Below are 23,710 nucleotides of genomic sequence, written 5' to 3'. Positions count from 1 at the left end.
CCGCGGCGCAGGTTGACACGTTGGACTGTTTTTCTGACGTACTGGAGAAAAAATGAAATTCGAACTGGATACCACCGACGGACGCGCCCGCCGTGGCCGCCTGGTGTTTGATCGTGGCGTAGTGGAAACGCCTGCTTTTATGCCCGTAGGGACCTACGGCACCGTTAAAGGCATGACGCCGGAAGAAGTTGAAGCGACCGGCGCGCAAATTATCCTCGGTAATACCTTCCATCTCTGGCTGCGCCCGGGTCAGGAAATCATGAAGCTGCACGGCGATTTACATGATTTCATGCAGTGGAAAGGCCCGATCCTGACCGACTCCGGTGGTTTCCAGGTCTTCAGCCTGGGGGATATTCGTAAGATAACCGAACAGGGCGTGCATTTCCGCAACCCGATCAACGGCGATCCGATTTTCCTTGATCCAGAAAAGTCGATGGAGATTCAGTACGATCTCGGTTCCGATATTGTCATGATTTTTGACGAATGCACGCCGTATCCGGCGGACTGGGACTATGCTAAACGATCGATGGAGATGTCACTGCGCTGGGCGAAGCGTAGTCGCGACCGTTTTGACGGCCTGGGCAATAAAAATGCGCTTTTTGGCATCATTCAGGGCAGCGTTTACGAAGATTTACGTGATATCTCTGTGAAAGGTCTGGTAGAGATTGGCTTTGATGGCTACGCTGTCGGCGGCTTGGCTGTGGGTGAGCCGAAGGAAGATATGCATCGCATCCTGGAGCATGTTTGCCCACAAATTCCGGCAGATAAACCGCGTTACCTGATGGGCGTCGGTAAACCAGAAGATTTGGTTGAAGGCGTACGTCGTGGCATCGACATGTTCGACTGCGTGATGCCAACCCGTAATGCCCGTAATGGTCACCTGTTCGTGACGGATGGCGTGGTGAAAATTCGGAATGCGAAGTATAAGAGCGACACCAGTCCACTCGATGCGGAGTGTGATTGCTACACCTGTCGCAATTATTCACGTGCTTACTTGCATCATCTTGATCGTTGCAACGAAATATTGGGCGCGCGACTCAACACGATTCATAACCTGCGTTACTACCAGCGTTTGATGGCGGGTTTACGCAAGGCTATTGAAGAGGGTAAATTAGAGAGCTTCGTGACCGACTTTTACCAACGTCAGGGTCGACCGGTTCCACCTTTGAACGTTGATTAATTTTAATAATGAGGGAATTTGAATGAGCTTTTTTATTTCTGATGCGGTAGCGGCAACAGGTGCTCCGGCGCAGGGCAGCCCGATGTCTCTGATTCTGATGCTGGTAGTGTTTGGTCTGATTTTCTATTTCATGATCCTGCGTCCACAGCAGAAGCGCACCAAAGAGCATAAAAATCTGATGGCCTCCATCGCGAAAGGTGATGAAGTCCTGACTAACGGTGGCCTGGTAGGTCGAGTGACCAAAGTTGCAGAATCTGGTTACATCGCTATCGCACTGAACGATACCACTGAAGTGGTTATCAAGCGTGACTTCGTAGCTGCCGTTCTGCCGAAAGGCACCATGAAGGCGCTGTAATAGTAACTTTTCCCTAAGGGAACTGCCGTGTTAAACCGTTATCCTTTGTGGAAGTACATCATGCTGATCGTCGTCATTGTCGTCGGTCTGCTGTATGCGCTTCCCAACCTGTATGGTGAGGATCCGGCCGTTCAAATCACTGGCGCGCGCGGTGTCGCCGCCAGTGAGCAAACGCTGATCCAGGTCCAGAATACGTTACAACAAGAAAAAATTACCGCTAAGTCTGTGGCACTGGAAGAAGGCGCAATTCTTGCGCGCTTCGACACCACCGATACCCAACTGCGCGCACGTGAAGCGCTGGTGGACGTGCTGGGTGATAAATACGTCGTGGCGCTTAACCTTGCTCCGGCAACGCCGCGCTGGTTGGCGGCCATCAAAGCAGAACCGATGAAACTCGGTCTTGACCTGCGTGGCGGCGTTCACTTCCTGATGGAAGTGGATATGGATACTGCACTGGGTAAATTGCAGGAACAAAATATCGACAGCCTGCGCAGCGATCTGCGTACAGAAGGCATCCCGTATACCACCGTTCGTAAAGAAGACAATTACGGCCTGAGCATTAACTTCCGTGATGCCAGCGCGCGTGATAAAGCGATTGCTTACCTTAGCAAGCGTCACCAGGATCTGGTGATCACAAGCCAGGGGAGCAATGCGTTGCGTGCGGTGATGACCGACGCGCGTCTGAGCGAAGCGCGTGAATACGCGGTACAACAGAACATCAACATCCTGCGTAATCGTGTTAACCAGTTGGGCGTTGCCGAGCCGGTGGTACAACGTCAGGGCGCGGATCGTATCGTGGTTGAGCTGCCGGGTATTCAGGACACGGCGCGTGCGAAAGAGATTCTTGGCGCGACGGCAACCCTGGAGTTCCGTCTGGTTAACACCAACGTTGATCAGTCTGCGGCGGCTTCCGGTCGTGTGCCGGGTGATTCCGAAGTGAAACAGTCGCGTGAAGGTCAGCCGGTCGTGCTGTACAAACGCGTGATCCTGACCGGTGACCACATCACAGACTCCACTTCAAGCCAGGACGAATACAACCAACCGCAGGTGAACATCTCGCTGGATAGCGCAGGTGGCAACATCATGTCTAACTTCACTAAGGACAACATCGGTAAACCGATGGCGACCCTGTTTGTGGAGTATAAAGACAGCGGTAAGAAAGATGCGAACGGTCGTGCGGTACTGGTGAAACAGGAAGAGGTGATTAACATCGCCAACATCCAGTCTCGTCTGGGCAACAGCTTCCGTATTACCGGGATCAACAACCCGAACGAAGCGCGTCAGCTCTCTCTGCTGCTGCGTGCGGGTGCGCTGATTGCGCCGATTCAGATTGTTGAAGAACGGACCATCGGTCCAACCCTGGGGATGCAAAACATTAAGCAGGGTCTGGAAGCGTGTCTGGCCGGTCTGGCCATCTCCATCCTGTTCATGATTCTGTTCTACAAGAAATTTGGTCTGATTGCGACCAGCGCGCTGATTGCTAACCTGGTATTGATTGTCGGCATTATGTCGCTGCTGCCGGGGGCTACGCTGAGTATGCCGGGGATTGCGGGGATCGTCTTAACCCTTGCCGTCGCCGTCGATGCGAACGTCCTGATCAACGAACGTATCAAAGAAGAGTTGAGTAACGGACGTTCGGTGCAGCAGGCGATCAACGAAGGGTACGCGGGCGCGTTCAGTTCCATCTTTGATGCGAACATTACAACGCTGATCAAGGTCATCATCCTGTACGCAGTTGGCACCGGGGCAATTAAAGGGTTCGCGATTACTACCGGTATCGGTGTGGCGACGTCGATGTTTACCGCGATCGTCGGTACTCGTGCCATCGTAAACCTGTTGTATGGCGGCAAGCGCGTCAAAAAGCTGTCAATCTGAGGAGTGCGAAGTGGCACAGGAATATACTGTTGAACAATTGAACCACGGCCGTAAAGTCATCGACTTTATGCGCTGGGACTACTGGGCTTTCGGCATCTCAGGCCTTCTGCTGGTGTTGGCCATCATCGTGATGGGCGTGCGCGGCTTTAACTGGGGTCTCGATTTCACCGGTGGTACGGTGATTGAAATCACGCTGGAAAAACCGGCTGAGATGGACGTGATGCGCGACGCGCTGGAAAAAGCGGGCTTTGTTGATCCGCTTTTACAGAACTTCGGCAGCAGCCACGACATCATGGTCCGTATGCCGCCAACCGAAGGGGCAAACGGCGGTCAGGTGCTGGGCAGCAAAGTGTTGAGTGTGATTAACGAATCCACCAACCAGAACGCTGCGGTGAAGCGCATTGAATTCGTCGGACCGAGCGTGGGTGCCGATCTGGCGCAAACCGGTGCGATGGCGCTGCTGGCGGCGCTGATCTCAATCCTGGTTTACGTCGGTATCCGTTTTGAATGGCGACTGGCGGCGGGTGTAGTTATCGCGCTGGCGCACGACGTCATCATTACGCTTGGGATCCTGTCGTTGTTCCACATTGAGATCGACCTGACTATCGTGGCATCGCTGATGTCTGTTATCGGTTACTCGCTTAACGACAGCATCGTGGTTTCTGACCGTATTCGTGAAAACTTCCGCAAAATTCGTCGCGGGACGCCTTACGAAATCTTTAACGTGTCACTGACCCAGACGCTGCACCGTACGTTGATTACCTCCGGTACGACGTTAATGGTGATCCTGATGCTGTACCTGTTTGGTGGTCCGGTGCTGGAAGGCTTCTCGCTGACCATGCTGATCGGGGTGTCTATCGGTACGGCCTCATCCATTTACGTAGCATCGGCGCTGGCGCTGAAGCTTGGCATGAAGCGCGAGCATATGCTGCAGCAGAAAGTTGAGAAAGAAGGGGCGGATCAGCCGTCTATTCTGCCGTAAACCGACGTTCAGCTAACGCCTAAAATCCCGGTCACTCGATCGGGATTTTTCTTTTCTGTCTTTCTCTTGTCCCGCAAACCCTACTGACACTATGCTGTCAGGAGCCCTGTTTTATTCTCTTCCTGAACTTACCCATACAGGCAGGAGGAAGGATGAAGAGCATTATCAACTGGTTTGAAATTCCCGTGACGGATATGGAACGAGCGATTGCGTTTTATGAGCCGGTCATGGGGCTGTCGCTACGTCGTGAAAAAATGGACTTCGCCGATCTGGCGGTTTTCCCGTATGACGAACCGGCTACCGGCGGTGCGCTGGCGAAGTTTGACGGCATCGCACCTTCAGTGCAGGGGGCGATTATTTATCTGCATACCGGGGATCTTGACGCCACGCTGGATCGCGTTGCCAGCGCGGGCGGTAAATGCGTTTTTGGCCCACTTGATCTCGGTAAAGAGATCGGCACCATAGCGTTGTTTACCGACAGCGAAGGTAACCGTGTGGGTTTACATCAACCGGCTTAATCACAGAGAGCAATTATGACCCGTCGCGCTGACCGCTTGTTCCAGATAGTACAGATCCTGCGTGGCAGGCGGCTGACAACGGCAGCGCTGCTGGCGGAGCGGCTGGAGGTTTCGGAGCGGACGATCTATCGTGATATCCGTGACCTCTCGCTCTCGGGCGTGCCGGTCGAGGGGGAGGCGGGGAGCGGTTATCGTCTGATGGCGGGGTTTGATCTCCCGCCGTTGATGTTGACACATCGGGAGTCTGAAGCGCTGATTGCCGCCATTCGTCTGTTGCACACCTGGGGAGGCGATTTGCTCTCCAGGGAACTGGAGTCGGCGCAGGAAAAGGTGCTGGCGATTTTGCCGGAAGAAAGCCGGCGCAAAGCCGAACAGGCGCGCATCTTCGCGCCGGACTTTGGCGAACAACTGCATTCACGCAGCGCGTTCGATATGATTCACCGGGCGGTGACCAGCCAGCAGGTGCTGGCGCTGCATTATCGCGACGAAGCGGGGCAGCTTTCCTGGCGGGATGTGCAGCCGTTAGGGATCTTCTTCGAAGGGAAGTTCTGGCTGTTGGTGGCCTGGTGCGAGCGGCGCGAAGACTATCGCTGTTTTCGTGTCGATCGCTGTTTGAGCATCACGCCGCTCGACAGACGATTTTGCGAGCGCGCCGACCGTTCGCTCAGCGATTTTTTACGCAAGATCCGTAACGAAACGCACGCATAAAAAAGCCAGCGGTCAGGCTGGCTTTTGCAGGGAAAGGGACGTTATCAGAAGTTGTAACCGACAACCAGGTAACCACCCCAACCGGTAGAGTGAACGTTGAAGTTGCCTTTACCGAAGTTCAGCTCAGCATCGTCGTTCCACTGACCACCATTGTGCCAGTAACGGGCCACGACCGAGTAATGCCAGTGGTCGTAGTTCAGCGCCAGAATATGGCTGGAGGCGATGGAGTCGTTGGTTCGCGCTTTGTTGCCGTTCAGATCGGAGAAGTCGTTGTCGCCCAGATCGGAACCCCAGTCAAAGTTGGTGAAGCCGATGTAGCTCAGGTTACCGCCCCACAGTTCAGTAATCGGAACAAAGTATTTCACTTTGAAACGGTAGCCATCCCATTCGTTTTCGTTTGCAGCGCCGTAGTTCTGCCACTGGTACTTGGCGTACACGTTCAGAGACAGACTCATCGGCAGGCCGGTATCAATATCCGTACCCAGACCCATGTACCAGGTGCTCTGACGGCCATCTTTGTTACGACCCATGTCGTAAATGTAGTTGTTGGCGAAGTACCACTCTTTAAACGGACCGAAGCTCAGATCGGTGCCGGTCAGTTTGTCGATGGAGAAACGCGGTTCGATTTCCATAAACAACGGAGAACCGTGGTTCCAGATCCCTTTCGCGTCGGTGTTACCGCCGAAGAATACCGGCGCATCCATGTAGCCATAGAAGTCGAACCAGTCTTTTTTCGCGAAAGCTTCATATTCCAGATAGGTATCGTTACGGATCTGGGGTCCGAAACGGGTGTGGTAGCTCCCGACGACGTTGACGCTCTGGTGCCACCAGTCGGACAGATACTGCGGTTTGTCATTTTCCGCGGCGTTGACGGTGAATGACGAGGAGAGCGCGAGCACGGCACCGGCTGCAAGTAATGTTTTTTTCATATGTATGCCACTGTTTGAAATCCCTGACGGGAGTGAAAAAGGCGCAAATAGCGTTTCTGAATATTTCGTGTTTCTGCGAGCCTATTATAGAAATCATTGCTCACAAAAATATGTCTTGTTTCACAGTTCTATCATGTGCGTAATCGATTGCGTTCACGTTTGCGTACTTTAGCGCGGCGATTGTACTGACTTTCATGCCGATTGCCAACGTTGACAAAAAATGACGTTGATGTCAGAGGAGTAACAAAAGATGGCCGGTGGATGTTGCGGAACGCACAAAACGTTCCGCAGGAAGGTTTATTGCGTAACAGGCTGGATGTCGTGGATACGTACGAATCCTAATCGATCGGGGGTTATGCCATTCAACTGTAGCGGGATGTCCACATCGCTTGGTGCCAGCACGCTGGCCGGGGCGTTAATCAACTGATTCTGGACATTCACTTCCTGAAAATTGTCAGTTGTTCCCTGAATTTGTCCATACTCAACGGTGCCGCTAAACGCTGGCAGCGGATCGTTTGACTCTCCCTGAATACGCAGCGTCACCCGCGTGCCAGCGGCGTTTGGCGCAATGTTGATAAGCGACATGCGCAGTGTGCCTATCTGACTGTTCAGACGTGCAGGCGTATTGGAACCCGGTAACAGATAAACGCCACTGGTTGATTTGACGTTCAGACTGTTTTGCTGGGTAATCTTCACCGTTTCCTGATTAAGCTGGTTCATCTCTTTATTGAGTGTCGAAACGCTTTGATGCATCTGGCGCACTTCACTTTGTTGCGCACAGGCACTCAGACTAAAGAGACTTCCCACCAGGAGAATTCTTAGGTAACGTCTTGTCATCTCTCTTATTTCCTGAATTGTCGCGATAACCTAATGGTAGATCGTAAAATGCGCAAAGACATCGATCCATTGTCTCAAAAGCGTTGCGCCTTTGTTGTCACGTCAGTTCAGGTTAAAATAGATTTCTGTTAACCACCTGGTCAGGACGCCGTATGCATTGCCCATTCTGTTTCGCCGTAGACACTAAGGTAATTGACTCTCGTCTTGTGGGCGAGGGCTCTTCAGTACGCCGCCGTCGGCAGTGTCTGGTTTGTAATGAACGTTTCACCACTTTTGAAGTGGCAGAACTGGTGATGCCGCGCGTTGTAAAAAGCAACGACGTGCGCGAACCGTTTAATGAGGAAAAACTGCGCAGTGGAATGCAACGCGCGCTGGAAAAGCGTCCGGTGAGTTCCGACGACGTCGAAATGGCGTTGAATCACATTAAGTCGCAGTTGCGGGCCACCGGCGAGCGTGAAGTCCCCAGTAAAATGATTGGCAATCTGGTGATGGAACAATTGAAAAAACTCGATAAAGTCGCCTACATCCGCTTTGCCTCGGTTTACCGCAGTTTCGAAGATATCAAAGAATTTGGCGAAGAGATCGCTCGCCTACAGGATTAAGCCATGCAGGATGAGTTATACATGGCGCGAGCGCTGAAGCTGGCGCAGCGCGGGCGGTTTACCACCCATCCCAACCCTAATGTCGGCTGCGTGATAGTCAACCATGGCGAGATTGTCGGCGAAGGTTATCATCACCGTGCTGGCGAACCGCATGCGGAAGTGCATGCTCTGCGCATGGCTGGCGAAAAGGCTAAAGGGGCCACAGCGTACGTCACGCTTGAACCGTGCAGCCATCACGGTCGCACGCCGCCGTGCTGCGATGCGCTGATCGCCGCTGGTGTCTCCCGTGTGGTTGCGGCGATGCAGGACCCCAATCCGCAAGTGGCGGGACGCGGGTTATATCGACTGCAACAGGCGGGAGTCGACGTCAGCCACGGGCTGATGATGAGCGAAGTCGAAGCCTTAAATAAAGGTTTTCTTAAACGGATGCGCACCGGGTTTCCGTATGTGCAACTGAAGCTCGGCGCCTCGCTGGATGGTCGCACGGCGATGGCCAGCGGCGAAAGCCAGTGGATAACGTCGCCGCAGGCGCGACGCGATGTTCAGCGTCTGCGGGCGCAAAGCCACGCTATTTTAACCAGCAGCGCGACGGTGCTGGCAGACGACCCGCAGCTCACCGTGCGTTGGTCGGAACTGGGCGAGGCGACGCAGGCGGTTTACCCGCAGGATGCCCTGCGCCAGCCGGTGCGGATTGTTGTCGACAGCCAGAACCGCGTGACGCCGGAACACCGTTTGGTTCAGCAGCCAGGAGAAACCTGGATTGCGCGCACGAAAGAAGACGCGCGCGTCTGGCCGGATTCGGTCCGCACGATTATGGTGCCGGAGCATAACGGTCATCTGGATCTGGTGGTGCTGATGATGCTGCTGGGCAAACAGCAGATTAACAGTCTGTGGGTGGAAGCCGGGCCAACGCTTGCCGGCGCGCTTTTACAGGCTGGCGTGGTTGACGAGCTTATCGTTTATCTTGCGCCTACACTGTTAGGCAGTGACGCCAGGGGATTATGTGTGCTGCCAGGGCTTGAGAAACTGGTAGACGCCCCCCATTTCAAATTCAATGAGATACGTCAGGTGGGCCCGGACGTTTGCCTGCATTTAACCCCTGCGTGAGGCTTTCCTAATTAGAGGAAGCAGCGCACAGAATATTATGATAAAATCCGCCCCCCTTACGGGGCCATATCGAACCCGAAGGAAGAATATGAACATTATTGAAGCTAACGTTGCTACTCCGGACGCTCGCGTCGCCATCACCATTGCGCGTTTCAACAACTTTATCAATGACAGCCTGCTGGAAGGTGCGATTGACGCCCTGAAACGCATTGGTCAGGTCAAAGATGAAAACATTACCGTTGTTTGGGTTCCTGGTGCCTATGAACTGCCGCTGGCGGCGGGTGCGCTGGCGAAAACCGGTAAATACGACGCGGTGATTGCGCTGGGTACGGTAATCCGTGGCGGCACAGCTCACTTCGAATATGTCGCTGGCGGTGCAAGCAATGGTCTGGCGCATGTCGCTCAGGACAGCGAAATTCCGGTCGCCTTTGGCGTCCTGACTACCGAAAGCATTGAACAAGCTATCGAACGTGCTGGCACCAAAGCTGGCAACAAAGGCGCGGAAGCTGCACTGACCGCGCTTGAAATGATTAATGTATTGAAAGCCATTAAGGCCTGATTTTTGTAAGGGGAAATCCGTGAAACCTGCTGCTCGTCGCCGCGCCCGTGAGTGTGCCGTTCAGGCGCTCTACTCCTGGCAGTTGTCCCAGAACGACATCGCTGATGTTGAATACCAGTTCCTGGCAGAACAGGACGTGAAAGATGTAGACGTCATGTACTTCCGTGAACTGCTGTCCGGGGTGGCGACTAACAGCGCGTACCTGGATGGCCTGATGAAGCCCTATCTGTCCCGGCTGCTGGAAGAGCTGGGTCAGGTGGAAAAAGCCGTACTGCGTATTGCGCTGTTCGAGCTGTCTAAACGTAGTGATGTGCCATACAAAGTGGCCATCAACGAAGCGATCGAACTGGCGAAAACGTTCGGTGCAGAAGACAGTCACAAGTTCGTCAATGGCGTTCTGGATAAAGCAGCGCCTGCGATTCGCCCCAACAAAAAGTAATCTCCAGGCCGTCAGTGAAGTGGAAGCAATTCCTCTCCCCTGGCGGCTTTTTCATTTTTTCTGCTGAGGCATAACGTATGGCATGCGGCGAGTTTTCCCTGATTGCCCGTTATTTTGACCGTGTCAGAAGCTCTCGTCTTGACGTCGAAACCGGTATTGGCGACGACTGCGCACTTCTGAACATCCCCGATAAACAGACGCTGGCGATCAGCACCGATACGCTGGTGGCGGGTAACCATTTCCTGGCTGACATTGATCCTGCCGATCTGGCGTACAAAGCGCTGGCGGTGAACTTAAGCGATCTGGCAGCAATGGGCGCCGATCCGGCGTGGCTGACGCTGGCGATCACCTTACCTGAAGTGGATGAACGCTGGCTGGAAACCTTCAGCGACAGTCTGTTTGATCTCCTGAATTATTACGATATGCAACTGATTGGCGGCGACACCACCCGGGGGCCGCTGTCGATGACGTTGGGGATCCACGGTTTTGTTCCTGCTGGACGCGCCCTGAAACGCGGCGGGGCAAAACCGGGCGACTGGATCTACGTGACCGGCACGCCGGGCGACAGCGCCGCAGGCCTGGCGATTTTGCTGAACCGCTTGCAGGTGGCCGATGTTGCCGACCGGGAATATCTGCTCAAACGTCACCTGCGTCCGACGCCGCGCATACTGCAAGGCCAGGCGCTGCGCGATCTGGCCAGCGCGGCGATTGATCTCTCTGACGGGCTGATTTCCGATCTTGGGCATATTGTTAACGCCAGCGCCTGCGGCGCGCGAGTCAATCTCGATGCGCTGCCCTGGTCAGAGGCGATGACGCGTCACGTCGAATCGGAACAGGCGCTACGCTGGGCGCTGTCTGGCGGCGAAGACTACGAGTTATGCTTTACCGTACCGGAGCTAAATCGCGGTGCGCTGGAGGTGGCAATGGGCCAGCTTGGCGTCCCCTTTACCTGCATTGGGCAGATGAGTGCAGATGTCGAAGGGATTCATTTCATGCGTGACGGAACGCCTGTCACTGTTGACTGGAAAGGATATGACCATTTTGCCACGCCATAAAGATGTCGCCAAAAGCCGTCTGAATCTGCTTAACCCGTGGCACTTACTGGCTACCGGATTTGGCAGCGGTCTCAGCCCGATTGTTCCCGGTACGATGGGCTCGCTGGCAGCGATCCCCTTCTGGTACCTGATGACTTTCCTGCCGTGGCAGCTCTATTCGCTGGTGGTGATGTTGGGGATCTGTATCGGCGTCTATCTTTGTCATCAAACGGCAAAAGACATGGGCGTGCACGATCACGGCAGCATTGTCTGGGATGAGTTTATCGGAATGTGGATCACGCTAATGGCGCTGCCGACCAACGACTGGCAGTGGGTTGCCGCCGGGTTTGTGATTTTCCGTATTCTCGATATGTGGAAGCCATGGCCGATCCGGTGGTTCGATCGCAATGTACATGGCGGGATGGGGATCATGGTGGACGATATTGTTGCCGGGGTAATTTCCGCCGGGATCCTCTATTTCATCGGACACCACTGGCCGATTGGGGTTATTTGATGACGATGCCGGATGGCGCTGCGCTTATCCGGCCTACCCGGTATGATGTCCGTATTTTGTAGGCCGGATAAGGCGGTTACGCCGTCATCCGGCACGTTTTCTTATTTATATCCGGCTACAGGATGCGGCTTATACGGCGTTTCCAGTTCGGCGATGTGCTCGGGTTTCAGCGTGAGATCTACGGCATTCAGCAGCTCATCCAACTGTTCTTCCCGCGATGAACCGATAATCGGGGCGGCAATGCCAGGTTTGCTCAACAGCCACGCCAGCGCCACCTGGGCCCGCGTCGCGCCGAGCTCTTCGCTTACACCTGCCAGTCGTGCGGCAATCTGCGCATCGTTTTCGTCGCTTTCGCTATACAGCTTTTTCCCTACTTCATCAGAGACCAGGCGTGCCGTGGTTTCTCCCCACGGACGTGTCAGACGCCCTCTGGCCAATGGGCTCCACGGGATTACCGCCACGCCTTCCTGATAGCACAGCGGCAGCATTTCGCGCTCTTCCTCGCGATAGATCAGGTTATAGTGATCCTGCATACTGATAAATTGTGCCCAGCCGTGCTGTTTTTGCAGCGCCAGCGCCTGGGCAAACTGCGACGCATGCATTGACGACGCGCCGATATAACGTGCCTTACCGGCTTTGACCACATCGTTTAACGCTTCCAGTGTCTCTTCGATCGGCGTGTTGTAATCCCAGCGGTGAATTTGCAGGATATCGACGTAATCCATTCCCAGTCGTCTCAGACTGTCATCAATTGAACGCAGAATTTGTGCGCGGGATAATCCTTCAGGCAGGTCATCCACCCGATTAAACACTTTGGTGGCGACGACGACTTCATCACGGCGGGCGAAATCACGCAGTGCGCGGCCAACGATCTCTTCGCTGCTGCCGGCTGAGTAGTTGTTCGAGGTATCGAAAAAGTTGATGCCGCCTTCAAGGGCACGTTGGATGATAGGGCGACTGCTCTCTTCCGGAAGCGTCCAGGCGTGGTTGCCGCGATTCGGTTCGCCGAACGTCATGCAGCCCAGACAAAGGCGGGAAACCCGAAGGTCCGTTTTTCCTAAGATGTTGTATTGCATTATTTCGCTCCTGTTATGCTCGTTATGGGTTAAGCATAGCAGGAGCGAAGAGGGGATTATGCCAACCAGGCCTTGATTTTGGCCTCAATGCCTGCGGCATCCAGACCCAGCTCGGCGCGGGCTTCGTCCTGCGTTCCCTGCGGAATGAAGAAGTCCGGCAGGCCGATGTTAAGCACCGGAACCGGCTTGCGATGCGCCATCAGCACTTCGTTCACGCCGCTGCCGGCACCGCCCATAATGGCGTTTTCTTCCAGCGTCACCAGCACGTCATGACGCGCCGCCATTTCAAGGATCAGTGCCTCATCCAGTGGTTTCACAAAGCGCATATCGACAAGCGTAGCATTAAGGGATTCCGCGACTTTCGCCGCTTCCGGCATTAAGGTACCGAAATTGAGGATCGCCACCTTCTCGCCGTGACGCTTCACCACGCCTTTCCCGATCGGCAGTTTTTCCAGCGGCGTCAGCTCAACGCCGACGGCATTTCCGCGCGGATAGCGCACCGCCGTAGGACCATCGCTGTAGTGATAGCCGGTAAACAGCATCTGGCGGCATTCGTTTTCATCGCTCGGAGCCATGATGACCATCTCCGGAATGCAGCGCAGATAGGAGAGATCGAACGCCCCCTGGTGAGTTTGTCCGTCGGCTCCCACGATCCCCGCGCGGTCAATAGCAAACATGACCGGCAGTTTTTGAATTGCGACGTCATGCAGCACCTGATCGTAGGCGCGTTGCAGGAAGGTGGAGTAGATAGCCACCACCGGTTTGTAACCGCCAATTGCCAGTCCGGCGGCAAAGGTCACCGCGTGCTGCTCGGCAATCGCCACGTCAAAGTAGCGATCCGGAAATTTACGCGAGAACTCGACCATTCCGGACCCTTCGCGCATGGCCGGGGTGATCGCCATCAGCTTGCTGTCTTTGGCTGCCGTTTCGCACAGCCAGTCGCCGAAGATTTTCGAATAGCTCGGCAGGCCGCCGCTGCTTTTCGGCAGACAACCGCTGGACGGATCGAATTTCGGCACGGCGTGGAAGGTGATCGGATCTTTTTCCGCCGGCTCGTAGCCCCGACCTTTCTTGGTCATGATATGCAGGAACTGCGGGCCTTTCAGATCACGCATGTTTTTTAGCGTGGTGATAAGCCCCAGTACATCGTGACCGTCGACCGGGCCGATGTAGTTAAAGCCCAGCTCTTCAAACAGCGTGCCGGGCACCACCATACCTTTGATATGTTCTTCGGTGCGCTTGAGCAGTTCTTTAATCGGTGGTACGCCAGAGAATACCTTCTTGCCGCCTTCGCGCAGGGAAGAGTAGAGCTTACCGGAGAGCAACTGCGCGAGGTGATTGTTCAGCGCACCGACGTTTTCGGAAATCGACATTTCGTTGTCGTTGAGGATGACCAGCATGTCGGGTTTGATATCTCCCGCGTGGTTCATCGCTTCGAATGCCATTCCGGCGGTAATCGCCCCGTCGCCAATGACGCAGACGGTACGGCGATCTTTACCCTCTTTTTGGGCGGCAACCGCCACACCGATACCGGCGCTGATAGAGGTAGAGGAATGACCCACGCTCAGGACGTCGTATTCGCTTTCACCGCGCCACGGGAACGGGTGCAGGCCGCCTTTCTGGCGGATGGTGCCGATTTTATCGCGACGACCGGTCAGAATCTTGTGCGGATAAGCCTGATGACCCACGTCCCAGATCAACTGGTCAAACGGGGTGTTATAGACATAGTGCAGCGCCACGGTCAGTTCGACCGTGCCCAGCCCGGAGGCGAAGTGTCCGCTGGAACGGCTGACGCTGTCGAGTAAATAGCGGCGCAGCTCGTCGCAGAGTTTCGGCAGACTCTCTTTAGGCAGTAATCGTAACTCCTGGGTGGAGTCGACCAGTGCCAGGGTAGGGTATTTGGCGATATCAAAACTCATCAGAGGCCTTTAAGTAAGACAGAGTGTTCATTTATTTATTACGCTGGATTATGTAGTCCGCTAGCGCTTCCAGTGCCGAGGTATCGAGTGACTGTGCGGCCAGTTGGTTTAGCGACTGGCGAGCCTCTGCGATTAAATCCCGGGCTTTATTCCGGGCTTGCTCAAGGCCCAGAAGTGCAGGATAGGTACTTTTGCCAAGCTGCTGGTCTGCGCCCTGACGTTTACCCAACGTTGCAGTATCGCCCACCACATCCAGAATGTCATCCTGAACCTGGAATGCCAGACCGATACTTTCTGCGTATTTGTCGAGTATCGGCAGGGCATTTCTGCCGTTTTCTCCGGCAGTTAACGCCCCCAGGCGAACCGCGGCGCGAATCAGTGCGCCGGTCTTATGACGATGGATTTTCTCCAGCGCCTCAAGCGGCACCTGTTTCCCTTCGGCGTCGAGATCCAGTGCCTGACCGCCGCACATTCCGGCGATTCCGCTGGCGCTCGCCAGTTCGGAAATCATCGCGATCCGATCGCGGTCGGCAACTTCCGGCATCGGGGCGTCGCTGATAATCGAGAACGCCAGCGTTTGCAGGGCATCGCCTGCCAGAATGGCATTGGCCTCGCCAAACTTGATGTGACAGGTCGGCAGACCACGACGCAGATCGTCATCGTCCATTGCGGGCAGATCGTCATGGATCAGCGAATACGCATGAATGCATTCAACGGCCGCCGCCGGGGCATCCAGCGTGCTCAGGCTGACACCAAACATCTGACCGGTTGCATAAACCAGAAATGGACGCAGACGTTTACCGCCTAATAATGCGCCATACTGCATGGTTTCGACCACGGGAGTGTTCTGAAAGGGCAGTGGGGCAATAAAACGGCTCAGCGCCTGGTTGGCCTGTTCAACGCAGGCCTGAAGCTGCTGCGAAAAATCCATTTACTCGTTATCCGCTGTAAAAGGCGTAGGAGATGCGTCTTCATTGTCAGACAGCAGGATTTGCACACGCTGTTCCGCCTGTTGCAATTTTACCTGACCCTGACGTGCCAGTTGCACGCCACGTTCGAATTCATTCAGCGCCTCTTCCAGCGGCAGATCGCCACTTTCCAGACGCGTTACAATTTGCTCCAGCTCGTTCAGCGACGTTTCAAAGCTGACCGGCGCCTCATTTTTCTTCGCCATAATAAATGTCTGACTCTCAGTATTTTCAGCCCTGATATGGTAACGGACTCAGAGCAATTATCAAACTTACCCATCATACTTCGGGCTGCCTGTACGTTGGCTGCCCGCGAATTATTGAGGGTATAACGCGCAATGTGCACAGGAATCGTATGATAGTGGTATACTTCCGCGCCTGGATGCAGCCGCTTAACGGGGTTGCTGTACTATTTCTCCAATACAAGCCGTAACTGGCTTGCTAAAGAACCATTGCCGCCATGAAGTTTATCATTAAATTGTTCCCGGAAATTACCATCAAAAGCCAATCTGTGCGTTTGCGCTTTATAAAAATGCTGACCGGGAACATTCGTAACGTTTTAAAGCACTATGATGAGACCCTCGCCGTTGTCCGCCACTGGGATAACATCGAAGTTCGCGCGAAAGATGAAAACCAGCGTCTGGCGATCCGCGACGCGCTGACCCGCATCCCAGGGATTCACCACATTCTCGAAGTCGAAGACGTGCCGTTTACCGACATGCACGATATTTTCGAGAAGGCGCTGGCGCAATACCGCGATCGGCTGGAAGGTAAGACCTTCTGCGTGCGCGTTAAACGTCGCGGTAAACACGAGTTTAGCTCTATCGACGTGGAACGTTACGTGGGCGGCGGTTTAAACCAGCACATTGAATCGGCGCGCGTGAAGCTGACCAACCCGGATGTGACTGTTCATCTGGAAGTGGAAGATGATCGTCTGCTGCTCATTAAAGGGCGTTACGAAGGGATCGGTGGTTTCCCGATCGGTACTCAGGAAGATGTACTCTCGCTGATCTCCGGCGGTTTCGACTCCGGGGTTTCCAGCTATATGCTGATGCGTCGCGGCTGCCGCGTTCACTACTGCTTCTTTAATCTCGGCGGTGCGGCGCATGAAATCGGCGTTCGTCAAGTGGCGCACTATCTGTGGAACCGCTTCGGCAGCTCGCATCGCGTGCGCTTTGTCGCCATCAATTTTGAGCCAGTGGTCGGCGAGATCCTCGAGAAAGTCGATGACGGTCAGATGGGTGTGGTGCTCAAACGTATGATGGTTCGTGCGGCGTCGAAAGTGGCGGAGCGTTATGGCGTGCAGGCGCTGGTCACCGGCGAAGCGCTGGGCCAGGTTTCCAGCCAGACGCTGACCAATCTGCGTCTGATCGATAACGTCTCCGATACGCTGATCCTGCGTCCGCTGATTTCTTACGATAAAGAGCACATCATCAATCTGGCGCGCCAGATTGGGACTGAAGACTTTGCCCGCACCATGCCGGAATACTGCGGCGTGATTTCAAAAAGCCCGACGGTGAAAGCCATCAAGGCGAAGATTGAAGCAGAAGAAGAGAACTTTGACTTCAGCATCCTCGAGAAGGTGGTTGAAGAAGCAAGCAATGTGGATATTCGCGAAATTGCGCAGCAAACGCAGCAGGACGTGGTGGAAGTCGAAACCGTCAGTGGTTTTGGTCCGAACGACGTGATTCTGGATATCCGCGCTATCGACGAGCAGGATGATAAGCCGCTGAAGGTGGAAGGCGTGGAGGTGGTTTCACTGCCGTTCTACAAGCTGAGCACGCAATTCGGCGATCTCGACCAGAATAAAACCTGGCTGCTGTGGTGCGAGCGCGGCGTGATGAGCCGATTACAAGCGCTGTATCTGCGCGAGCAGGGCTTTGAAAATGTGAAGGTATATCGCCCGTAACCGCGATTTCCTCCGGCCATCCGCGCCGGGGGAAACTTAATCCTGCGGATGAAGCGCCGCGACGCTTCTCACTAGCTGTCCGGCAATCTGCGGGATAACATCTGTACTGAAGAATCCCATCGTTACGGCAATCGCCACCAGATCTCCTTTCCCATTCCGTAGCGGACAGGCAATCGACTGTGCGCCAGGGATCCCCTGCGTTGGATTGTAGCGTACCGCATAGCCCTGAGACTGTATCTGCGCAATCAATTGTTTCTGTGCCTGATTCTGCGGCTGATAGTCGGAATAACTCATGAACACCTGACCTGCTGAACTGGCGTGCAGCGGAACGGGGGTATTGGGCAGAAAATCGATATCCACATTACGGAAGCTGCGATGGTAGTGTTTCAGCACTAATCCGTCACCCATCGCCACCACCACGCCGGTAGAGTGGTTAAAGGTATCGCGAAATGCGATCAGCGCCGTATTGAGTTCACTTACCGGATCGCGTGCAGCCGTTGGATTGCCCGCCATCTGAAAAAGTGTCGATCCAAGACAATAGAGTCCTTTTTCGTTTTGCCCCAACATACCGGTTCGACAGAGTGAAACCAGATACTTGTGTAAACGACTCTTGGACAGGTTGCATCCAGCGGCGATATCGATGGCCCGCGCCTGACCGTTTTGACTGGCAATAAACGTCAGAATGTTGACGGCGATATCAACCGAATTGACCCCTTGTGATGTTTCAGCCATATGCGTTCTCTTGATTAATTCTTCACGATTATACCATTGCGACAGAAATCCTGACTGTCTTCGCAATTCAAAAAGGCCGTTACGCCTAAATGGGATGATCTTGACCTCTCTCAAGTTAATTACTGGTTAACCTGGGTTAACTAATAATGAACTTTTTTTAGAGGCAAGAACATGGACGCATTGAGCAATATTCATTTAAAAAGAAGAACCCTGCTAAAAGGGCTCGGCGTAGTGGGGTTGTCGTCACTGGTGCCAACGTTTCTGACGCTGCGGCAGGCCAACGGTTCACCGTTGCCCCGGGTTCGTCTTAAGCAAACGGATTACCAGACGTTTCGCTCGACCTGCGCAATGGAGTGTTTGCACTGCAACCTGACGGCGTATGTCTGGAAAGACCGCTTAATGAAAATTGAAGCGACGAAAGGCTTCAATGTGAAATGCTGCTTGCGGGGAATTAGCCGCACCAAATGGGTCTATCACCCGTTACGGTTGACAAAACCGCTGCTACGCATAGGGGAAAAAGGCGAGGGGAAATTTCAGCCGATTAGCTGGGATGCTGCGCTGGATCTCATTGAAAAGAACATCCGGGAAACCATTGCCACTGAGGGAAATAAGGGCTTACTGCTCACCGCCGCTTCGGGGAACATGGATTCTATCAAGAATGATATGGGCAAAGCCTTCTTCGATTATCTCGGTGGCAGCACTAAAACCGCCGGTTCGCTATGCTGTGCGGCGGTGACCGCCGCTATGATGCCAATGGTGGGTCTACGCTATGCCGATACTCGCGACACTATTGCGGACAGTCGCTACATTCTCTGCTGGGGGAATAATCCGGCGGTCACCATGCATGCCTATTTTAAAAACTACTCGCAGGCGCAGAGAAACGGTGCCCGGCTGGTGGTGATCGATCCCCGGTTTAACGAAACGGCGGCCAAAGCCGACGAATGGGTGCCTATCATACCGGGCACCGATATTGCCCTGGCGTTAGGGATGATTAACATCATCATGCAGGAGAAGCGTTATGACGCGGATTTCCTGCGCGCGCATACCGGCGCGGTCTACCTGGTCGACTCACAGCAACAACTGATGCGCGCCGATCCTAAGGACGTGGATAGTTACCTGGTGTTTGATACCCAAAGCCAGACCCTGAAACGCCATGATGATCCCGGCGTGATGCCAGCATTGCTCGGCGATGAGTTGCCTGCCAACAGTGAGTTCACCACCGTGCTGGATAACGTCTGGGCCCAGGCGAAACCCTGGACAGCGCAGAAAGTTGAGGAAGAGACCGACGTACCCGCGCAGACGGTGCTGCGTCTGGCGCGAGATTATGCCTCAACGCAACCGGCGATGATTGTGCAGAATATGTCCGGGGCTCAGCGAACCGAGTTTGGCACCTACGTTGCCGCCAGCCAGTTCTATCTGGCGCTGATCACCGGCAATATCGGTAAAGCCGGGGCTGGAGTCTGCGATGCGGGGGGCGTTCGCCAGATGGCAAAATTCTCGCCCATCGTTCCACCCGCGCCAAATGCAGCCAAAATTCCCCCCATTCCTATTCCCAAAATCGGTGACTGGGTCGTTAACGAAAAACCGCACGCGATTAAATTCTGGTGGAACATGACGCTGGGCGCGATGACCCAACTGCCCAATACCAATCAGGTGAGAGAGGCCTTTAAGAAAGTGCCCTTTGTGGTGGTAGCCGATAACCTGATGAGCTCGTCCGCGCTGTATGCCGATCTGGTACTTCCTGTCACGACCATTTTTGAGGATGTCAGCCTTATGGCGGGCGTGCGCAGCCACTATGTGCAACTGATGGAGAAAGCGGTGGAACCTCCGGGAGAAGCCAAACCCGATTACTGGATTTTTGCCCGTCTGGCCGAGCGCTTTGGTTTTGGCGAGGTCTTTAACCAGCCGATTGAGCACTATATCGACACCTGTCTGAAAGGCTCGGGTATCACCCGTGACATGTTGAAAAAAGGGCCAGTATGTCCTGTCGAGGATGACTGGATCCCGTTTAAAGACGGTAAGTTTCTTACTTCGACCGGAAAAGCGCACCTGTATATCGAGGAGTGGAGCAAAAAAGAGTTTCTGCCAGTAGTGACCTGGAAGCAGGTGAAAGAGTCGGTCAAAGGATCGCCTGAACTGGCGCAGACTTACCCGTTAATGGCGGTGCAGCGCAAACTGGCGCGCAGCGTGCATTCCAGTCATGGCATGAACGAATGGATCCTTGAGGTTCAGCGTAATCGTCCGAACGTGATGATCCACCCGGAAGATGCCCGCCAGCGTCAGATTCAGCCCGGAGAGTGGGTCGTGGTATTCAATCATCGCGGGCAGCATCGGGCGATTGCCGATGTGACCCCGCATATCAAACGCGGAGTGGTGAGTCTGGATAACGGTTGGTGGGAGCAGCAGGGAGGAAGCAGCAGCCATGTTACTAACGATCAGGTGGAGGTGCTGGGGAATGGACACTGCTGTAACAGTACGCTGGTGGATGTGAGAAGGGAGGCTTAATCATTATGAAACAGTATGGATTTCTTATTGATATGCAAAATTGCTATGGCTGCAAAACCTGTAGCATGGCCTGCAAATCGGAAAACATGACGCCGACGGGGGTGCTCTGGCGTCGGGTGCGCGAACGTCATACGGATGAACCCAATACACAGGCCTTTATCAGCATGTCGTGCAACCACTGCGATGATCCGCAGTGCATGAAAGTCTGCCCGGCGGGGACATACAGTAAGCGCGCAGACGGCATTGTCATTCAGGATCACGATCGCTGCATTGGCTGCCGGATGTGCATCATGGCCTGTCCGTGGAGCGCACCGGTGTACGATCCTGCCGAGGGGAAAACCAGTAAGTGTAATCTGTGTGCTGAACGTCTTGATGAGGGATTACAGCCGCGCTGCGTGGAATCCTGTCCGGCAGGGGTATTACGTTTTGGCGAGATAGCTGAATTGCGTCAGGAACATACGACGCAGTGGACGGTGCTGGAAAAACGCTACAACCTGCCCGATCACACGATTAGCCAGCCTAACATTGTTATTATTCCGCCGCGGGATTGAGGAGAACGAAATGGAACACTATGAATTGCCATTGGTCTTCTTTACCGTCTTCGCCCAGTGGGGCATCGGCGGCGTGCTGGCGCTTACCTTGTGCCAGTCTGGTCGTAAGCGGAAATTCAGTACCGTGCAGTACCGTATGCTGGCGCTGCGATTCTGGATCATCACTGTGCTGGGTTCCTGCGCGTCGCTGGCGCATTTGGGATCGCCTGAAGGTGCTTACCGTTCCCTTACTGGCCTGGAGATCTCCTGGCTCAGTCGGGAAGTGGCCGCGTTTATCGTGCTCAATGGCGTGATGTTTTGTTGGCTACTGTTGTGCTGGTTCAAGCCTGTACAGCGCGCGGTGATACTGCTGGGGGGTGCGACGGCGCTGGTGGGGCTGGGCACCATTCTGGTGACATCTCAGGTGTATTACCAGATCCCGCTGCACCCGCTCTGGCACAGCGCAGCAACGCCTGTCGCTTTTCTGGGGACGGCGTTTCTGACGGGGTTTATGAGCATCGCCGTCGTCAGAGCTTACTGGCATCTGCCATCCTCAACGATCTGTAATGTGGGAATTGTGATAGGGATTGTGCTGAGCGCCAGCGCGCTGGGGATCCGCTATCAGATTCCTGGCGCCGATGCGTCAAGCCCTCTGCTCTGGTGGCAACTGTTCGCCAGCGTGTGTGTCGCGGTGTGGGGGATATCGCGCCTGAACAACGGGATGCGCAGTTGGGTATGGGTGGCATTAATCATCACGGGAGAACTGGCTGGCAGAATGCTGTTTTACAGCAATGTGATGAGTACCGCGCCCTGGTTCTGAATGATTTGTCGGAGGCTGACTGTAGGCCTGATAAGCGTAGCGCCATCAGGCTTTAACACAACGATGATGCCGGATGGCGACGCTAAAGCATCTTATCCGGCCTGGAGACAGACAAGCGTTGCGTCATCTTACTCGTAGTAATTATAAATGCCTGCCGCCATCACCAGTTGTGAGGCGACTTCATGGGCTTTCTCGCGCCCAACCAGCAGGTCAATAATCTTTAAAGCAAAATCGATTGAGGTGCCCGGGGCCTGACTGGTGAGCAACTTCACCCGCGGGTCCCACACCACACGTTTATCCTGCCATTGTTCAGGGGGAATTTTGTCTTTCAGCGCCGGAAAGCCTGTCATGTTGCCGATGGGGAAAATGTCATGCGGAACGAGTACGGTGGCGGCTGCCGCACAAATGGCGGCGACAATCCGTCCGGAACGGTGAAACTGCTTAACGGTTTCGATCAGCAGCGTACTGTCGCGAAAACACTCAGCGCCTTTAATACCGCCCGGCAGAACGATGATGTCGTAGTCGCCATCAGCCACGGCAACCAGCGGCGCATCCGCCAGTAGTTTAACGCCGCGCGAGCAGACAATCGTCAGACTGCCGTCGCTGGCGACGCTTGCAGTGGTGACGCTAATCCCGCCACGAACCAGCAGATCGATAGTGGTCACCGCTTCGGTTTCTTCACTACCAGGGGCGAGGCATACCAGTGCCGATGCGCTCATACTCACTCTCCTTTCGCTTTACTAACTCAAACAAACGGCTGTTTTCCGGCACTGCGATCCCGTGGGCACGGGCGCGTTTCAGCAGGTATCCGGTAATGTAGTCGATCTCGGTATGACGCAGGGCCCGGATATCCTGCAACATGGATGAGATATTTTCTGCCGTACTGTCAATGACTTGCTCAACATAATAACGTAAATCGTCGACCGATGTATGGTGACCTTCGCGCTCAATAACCGCCGCAACTTCCTGGCAAATCAGGTTGATCTCTTCAGGATGGTTACGCAGTTCGCCATTCGGGCAGTTCCACAGCGCAGTCAGGGGATTGATCACGCAGTTCACCGCCAGCTTGCGCCACATTTCGGCACGAATGTTGTTATGCCAGGCGACGTCGGGCAGTACGCATTGCAAGAGATCGGCAAGATAGCTGAAATCGCCATCCTGCTCGCGCGCCGGACCAATACGCGTGGTGCCGTTCGCGACATGGATAATGACATTGCCATCGCGCCGTGCAGCGTGGGTGGTAGTCCCCATCAGTAGCGGTTGGTGAATGTTTCGCAGTTCTTCGATCGTTCCCATGCCGTTATGGATCAACAGAATGGGTGTTGTTTCCGGCAGCGTCGACGCCAGTGCTTTGACCGCGTCAGAAACCTGCCACGCTTTCAGCGTCACCAGTAGCAGATCGCTGGTGGCTAAAAACTCCGGATCGTTTGCCGTCAGGGATTCGTTAAATAGCGACCCATCCGTCTCAATTACATTCACGCTGCAATAGGGTTGCGGAACGCGCAGCCAACCCTGTACCTCATGTCCCTGTTTGCACAGCGCCGAAAGCCATAATTGCCCTAAGGCTCCGCATCCCAGTACGGTAATTTTCATTCTTCCTCCTCACCCGCAA

At 54.5% G+C, this 23,710-nt stretch carries 25 protein-coding genes; 16 read left to right on the top strand and 9 right to left on the bottom strand.

The annotated features are described in order from the left end of the window. Window positions 1-52 precede the first annotated feature (52 nt). The 6 genes from tgt (at window position 53) to I6L53_RS16510 (ending at window position 5,618) form a co-directional block, all read left to right on the top strand. Entirely contained in the window at window positions 53-1,180 is a 1,128-nt protein-coding gene (gene tgt / locus I6L53_RS16535) for a tRNA guanosine(34) transglycosylase Tgt (RefSeq protein ID WP_042324570.1), read from the top strand. Window positions 1,181-1,202: 22 nt separating this feature from the next. Next, window positions 1,203-1,535 carry a preprotein translocase subunit YajC gene (yajC, locus tag I6L53_RS16530; protein ID WP_042324569.1) on the top strand — a complete coding sequence of 111 codons (333 nt, stop codon included), beginning with the start codon at window positions 1,203-1,205 and terminating at the stop codon, window positions 1,533-1,535. Between the two features lie 27 nt (window positions 1,536-1,562). After that, the gene (secD, locus tag I6L53_RS16525) at window positions 1,563-3,410 is read left to right on the top strand and encodes a protein translocase subunit SecD (protein ID WP_072015756.1); all 1,848 of its coding nucleotides are present in this window, start codon (window positions 1,563-1,565) and stop codon (window positions 3,408-3,410) included. Between the two features lie 10 nt (window positions 3,411-3,420). Continuing rightward, window positions 3,421-4,392: a protein translocase subunit SecF gene (secF, locus tag I6L53_RS16520; protein ID WP_042324567.1), complete on the top strand. Its 972-nt coding sequence runs from the start codon at window positions 3,421-3,423 to the stop codon at window positions 4,390-4,392. A 152-nt stretch (window positions 4,393-4,544) separates the two neighbouring features. Next, a complete protein-coding gene (locus I6L53_RS16515) occupies window positions 4,545-4,910 on the top strand; it encodes a VOC family protein (RefSeq protein ID WP_042324566.1) in 366 nt (121 codons plus the stop codon). Window positions 4,911-4,925: 15 nt separating this feature from the next. Next, window positions 4,926-5,618 carry a helix-turn-helix transcriptional regulator gene (locus I6L53_RS16510; protein ID WP_042324565.1) on the top strand — a complete coding sequence of 231 codons (693 nt, stop codon included), beginning with the start codon at window positions 4,926-4,928 and terminating at the stop codon, window positions 5,616-5,618. Window positions 5,619-5,662: 44 nt separating this feature from the next. Here I6L53_RS16510 and I6L53_RS16505 read toward each other — a convergent pair whose 3' ends face one another. Continuing rightward, entirely contained in the window at window positions 5,663-6,547 is an 885-nt protein-coding gene (locus I6L53_RS16505) for a nucleoside-specific channel-forming protein Tsx (protein ID WP_042324564.1), read from the bottom strand. A gap of 297 nt (window positions 6,548-6,844) precedes the next feature. Then, window positions 6,845-7,384 carry a SadB/YajI family lipoprotein gene (locus tag I6L53_RS16500; RefSeq protein ID WP_042324563.1) on the bottom strand — a complete coding sequence of 180 codons (540 nt, stop codon included), beginning with the start codon at window positions 7,382-7,384 and terminating at the stop codon, window positions 6,845-6,847. Between the two features lie 152 nt (window positions 7,385-7,536). Here I6L53_RS16500 and nrdR point away from each other — a divergent pair, with 152 nt between their 5' ends. The 6 genes from nrdR (at window position 7,537) to pgpA (ending at window position 11,639) form a co-directional block, all read left to right on the top strand. Then, window positions 7,537-7,986, top strand: coding sequence for a transcriptional regulator NrdR (nrdR, locus tag I6L53_RS16495; protein WP_042324561.1), 450 nt, complete (start codon window positions 7,537-7,539; stop codon window positions 7,984-7,986). A 3-nt stretch (window positions 7,987-7,989) separates the two neighbouring features. Continuing rightward, a complete protein-coding gene (ribD, locus tag I6L53_RS16490) occupies window positions 7,990-9,093 on the top strand; it encodes a bifunctional diaminohydroxyphosphoribosylaminopyrimidine deaminase/5-amino-6-(5-phosphoribosylamino)uracil reductase RibD (RefSeq protein ID WP_042324559.1) in 1,104 nt (367 codons plus the stop codon). Window positions 9,094-9,181: 88 nt separating this feature from the next. After that, a complete protein-coding gene (gene ribH / locus I6L53_RS16485; protein ID WP_001021161.1) occupies window positions 9,182-9,652 on the top strand; it encodes a 6,7-dimethyl-8-ribityllumazine synthase in 471 nt (156 codons plus the stop codon). Window positions 9,653-9,671: 19 nt separating this feature from the next. After that, complete coding sequence (nusB, locus tag I6L53_RS16480) at window positions 9,672-10,091, top strand: transcription antitermination factor NusB (protein ID WP_042285962.1); 420 nt, start codon at window positions 9,672-9,674, stop codon at window positions 10,089-10,091. Between the two features lie 77 nt (window positions 10,092-10,168). Beyond that, window positions 10,169-11,146, top strand: a complete 978-nt coding sequence (gene thiL / locus I6L53_RS16475; protein ID WP_042324556.1) for a thiamine-phosphate kinase — start codon at window positions 10,169-10,171, stop codon at window positions 11,144-11,146. Continuing rightward, entirely contained in the window at window positions 11,124-11,639 is a 516-nt protein-coding gene (gene pgpA, locus I6L53_RS16470; protein WP_042324553.1) for a phosphatidylglycerophosphatase A, read from the top strand. Before thiL ends, pgpA begins: the two co-directional genes overlap by 23 nt. A 101-nt stretch (window positions 11,640-11,740) precedes the next feature. Here pgpA and I6L53_RS16465 read toward each other — a convergent pair whose 3' ends face one another. The 4 genes from I6L53_RS16465 to xseB are packed head-to-tail and all read right to left on the bottom strand — an operon-like array spanning window position 11,741 to window position 15,808. Then, entirely contained in the window at window positions 11,741-12,715 is a 975-nt protein-coding gene (locus I6L53_RS16465) for an aldo/keto reductase (protein ID WP_042324551.1), read from the bottom strand. 56 nt (window positions 12,716-12,771) lie between these two features. Then, window positions 12,772-14,634, bottom strand: coding sequence for a 1-deoxy-D-xylulose-5-phosphate synthase (gene dxs / locus I6L53_RS16460; protein WP_042324550.1), 1,863 nt, complete (start codon window positions 14,632-14,634; stop codon window positions 12,772-12,774). A 31-nt stretch (window positions 14,635-14,665) separates the two neighbouring features. Further along, entirely contained in the window at window positions 14,666-15,565 is a 900-nt protein-coding gene (ispA, locus tag I6L53_RS16455) for a (2E,6E)-farnesyl diphosphate synthase (protein WP_042324548.1), read from the bottom strand. Next, window positions 15,566-15,808 (bottom strand): exodeoxyribonuclease VII small subunit, encoded by a 243-nt coding sequence (gene xseB, locus I6L53_RS16450; protein WP_042324547.1) that lies wholly within the window; start codon window positions 15,806-15,808, stop codon window positions 15,566-15,568. It lies immediately after the preceding gene. A gap of 254 nt (window positions 15,809-16,062) precedes the next feature. Here xseB and thiI point away from each other — a divergent pair, with 254 nt between their 5' ends. Further along, complete coding sequence (gene thiI, locus I6L53_RS16445) at window positions 16,063-17,511, top strand: tRNA uracil 4-sulfurtransferase ThiI (RefSeq protein ID WP_042324545.1); 1,449 nt, start codon at window positions 16,063-16,065, stop codon at window positions 17,509-17,511. Between the two features lie 36 nt (window positions 17,512-17,547). Here thiI and I6L53_RS16440 read toward each other — a convergent pair whose 3' ends face one another. Further along, window positions 17,548-18,243: an IclR family transcriptional regulator gene (locus tag I6L53_RS16440; protein ID WP_042324543.1), complete on the bottom strand. Its 696-nt coding sequence runs from the start codon at window positions 18,241-18,243 to the stop codon at window positions 17,548-17,550. A gap of 171 nt (window positions 18,244-18,414) precedes the next feature. Between I6L53_RS16440 and I6L53_RS16435 the strand changes: the two genes are divergently transcribed. Genes I6L53_RS16435 through I6L53_RS16425 form a run of 3 tightly spaced genes read left to right on the top strand, consistent with a single transcriptional unit; the run spans window position 18,415 to window position 22,098 of the window. Then, entirely contained in the window at window positions 18,415-20,748 is a 2,334-nt protein-coding gene (locus I6L53_RS16435; RefSeq protein ID WP_042324542.1) for a molybdopterin-containing oxidoreductase family protein, read from the top strand. Between the two features lie 5 nt (window positions 20,749-20,753). Continuing rightward, window positions 20,754-21,299, top strand: a complete 546-nt coding sequence (locus tag I6L53_RS16430; RefSeq protein ID WP_042324540.1) for a 4Fe-4S dicluster domain-containing protein — start codon at window positions 20,754-20,756, stop codon at window positions 21,297-21,299. A gap of 10 nt (window positions 21,300-21,309) precedes the next feature. Continuing rightward, window positions 21,310-22,098 (top strand): dimethyl sulfoxide reductase anchor subunit family protein, encoded by a 789-nt coding sequence (locus I6L53_RS16425; RefSeq protein ID WP_042324539.1) that lies wholly within the window; start codon window positions 21,310-21,312, stop codon window positions 22,096-22,098. Between the two features lie 128 nt (window positions 22,099-22,226). Here I6L53_RS16425 and yajL read toward each other — a convergent pair whose 3' ends face one another. Both yajL and panE read right to left on the bottom strand, forming a co-directional pair. Next, window positions 22,227-22,817, bottom strand: coding sequence for a protein deglycase YajL (yajL, locus tag I6L53_RS16420; RefSeq protein WP_042324537.1), 591 nt, complete (start codon window positions 22,815-22,817; stop codon window positions 22,227-22,229). After that, a complete protein-coding gene (gene panE / locus I6L53_RS16415; RefSeq protein ID WP_042324534.1) occupies window positions 22,780-23,691 on the bottom strand; it encodes a 2-dehydropantoate 2-reductase in 912 nt (303 codons plus the stop codon). Before panE ends, yajL begins: the two co-directional genes overlap by 38 nt. Between the last annotated feature and the right edge of the window lie 19 nt (window positions 23,692-23,710).

This window comes from Citrobacter farmeri (genome assembly GCF_019048065.1).
Taxonomy (GTDB): Bacteria; Pseudomonadota; Gammaproteobacteria; order Enterobacterales; family Enterobacteriaceae; genus Citrobacter_A; species Citrobacter_A farmeri.
The sequence above is the reverse complement of the archived record's forward strand: the minus strand, read 5'-3'. Positions and strand labels throughout refer to the sequence as shown.

Excerpts from the sequence above, each read along its gene's own strand:
- tgt (WP_042324570.1), top strand. The coding sequence starts at position 53 with ATGAAATTCGAACTGGATACCACCGACGGACGCGCCCGCCGTGGCCGC.
- yajC (WP_042324569.1), top strand. The coding sequence starts at position 1,203 with ATGAGCTTTTTTATTTCTGATGCGGTAGCGGCAACAGGTGCTCCGGCG.
- I6L53_RS16515 (WP_042324566.1), top strand. The coding sequence starts at position 4,545 with ATGAAGAGCATTATCAACTGGTTTGAAATTCCCGTGACGGATATGGAA.
- I6L53_RS16510 (WP_042324565.1), top strand. The coding sequence starts at position 4,926 with ATGACCCGTCGCGCTGACCGCTTGTTCCAGATAGTACAGATCCTGCGT.
- I6L53_RS16505 (WP_042324564.1), bottom strand. The coding sequence starts at position 6,547 with ATGAAAAAAACATTACTTGCAGCCGGTGCCGTGCTCGCGCTCTCCTCG.
- I6L53_RS16500 (WP_042324563.1), bottom strand. The coding sequence starts at position 7,384 with ATGACAAGACGTTACCTAAGAATTCTCCTGGTGGGAAGTCTCTTTAGT.
- nrdR (WP_042324561.1), top strand. The coding sequence starts at position 7,537 with ATGCATTGCCCATTCTGTTTCGCCGTAGACACTAAGGTAATTGACTCT.
- ribD (WP_042324559.1), top strand. The coding sequence starts at position 7,990 with ATGCAGGATGAGTTATACATGGCGCGAGCGCTGAAGCTGGCGCAGCGC.
- ribH (WP_001021161.1), top strand. The coding sequence starts at position 9,182 with ATGAACATTATTGAAGCTAACGTTGCTACTCCGGACGCTCGCGTCGCC.
- thiL (WP_042324556.1), top strand. The coding sequence starts at position 10,169 with ATGGCATGCGGCGAGTTTTCCCTGATTGCCCGTTATTTTGACCGTGTC.
- pgpA (WP_042324553.1), top strand. The coding sequence starts at position 11,124 with ATGACCATTTTGCCACGCCATAAAGATGTCGCCAAAAGCCGTCTGAAT.
- I6L53_RS16465 (WP_042324551.1), bottom strand. The coding sequence starts at position 12,715 with ATGCAATACAACATCTTAGGAAAAACGGACCTTCGGGTTTCCCGCCTT.
- dxs (WP_042324550.1), bottom strand. The coding sequence starts at position 14,634 with ATGAGTTTTGATATCGCCAAATACCCTACCCTGGCACTGGTCGACTCC.
- ispA (WP_042324548.1), bottom strand. The coding sequence starts at position 15,565 with ATGGATTTTTCGCAGCAGCTTCAGGCCTGCGTTGAACAGGCCAACCAG.
- xseB (WP_042324547.1), bottom strand. The coding sequence starts at position 15,808 with ATGGCGAAGAAAAATGAGGCGCCGGTCAGCTTTGAAACGTCGCTGAAC.
- thiI (WP_042324545.1), top strand. The coding sequence starts at position 16,063 with ATGAAGTTTATCATTAAATTGTTCCCGGAAATTACCATCAAAAGCCAA.
- I6L53_RS16440 (WP_042324543.1), bottom strand. The coding sequence starts at position 18,243 with ATGGCTGAAACATCACAAGGGGTCAATTCGGTTGATATCGCCGTCAAC.
- I6L53_RS16435 (WP_042324542.1), top strand. The coding sequence starts at position 18,415 with ATGGACGCATTGAGCAATATTCATTTAAAAAGAAGAACCCTGCTAAAA.
- I6L53_RS16430 (WP_042324540.1), top strand. The coding sequence starts at position 20,754 with ATGAAACAGTATGGATTTCTTATTGATATGCAAAATTGCTATGGCTGC.
- I6L53_RS16425 (WP_042324539.1), top strand. The coding sequence starts at position 21,310 with ATGGAACACTATGAATTGCCATTGGTCTTCTTTACCGTCTTCGCCCAG.
- yajL (WP_042324537.1), bottom strand. The coding sequence starts at position 22,817 with ATGAGCGCATCGGCACTGGTATGCCTCGCCCCTGGTAGTGAAGAAACC.
- panE (WP_042324534.1), bottom strand. The coding sequence starts at position 23,691 with ATGAAAATTACCGTACTGGGATGCGGAGCCTTAGGGCAATTATGGCTT.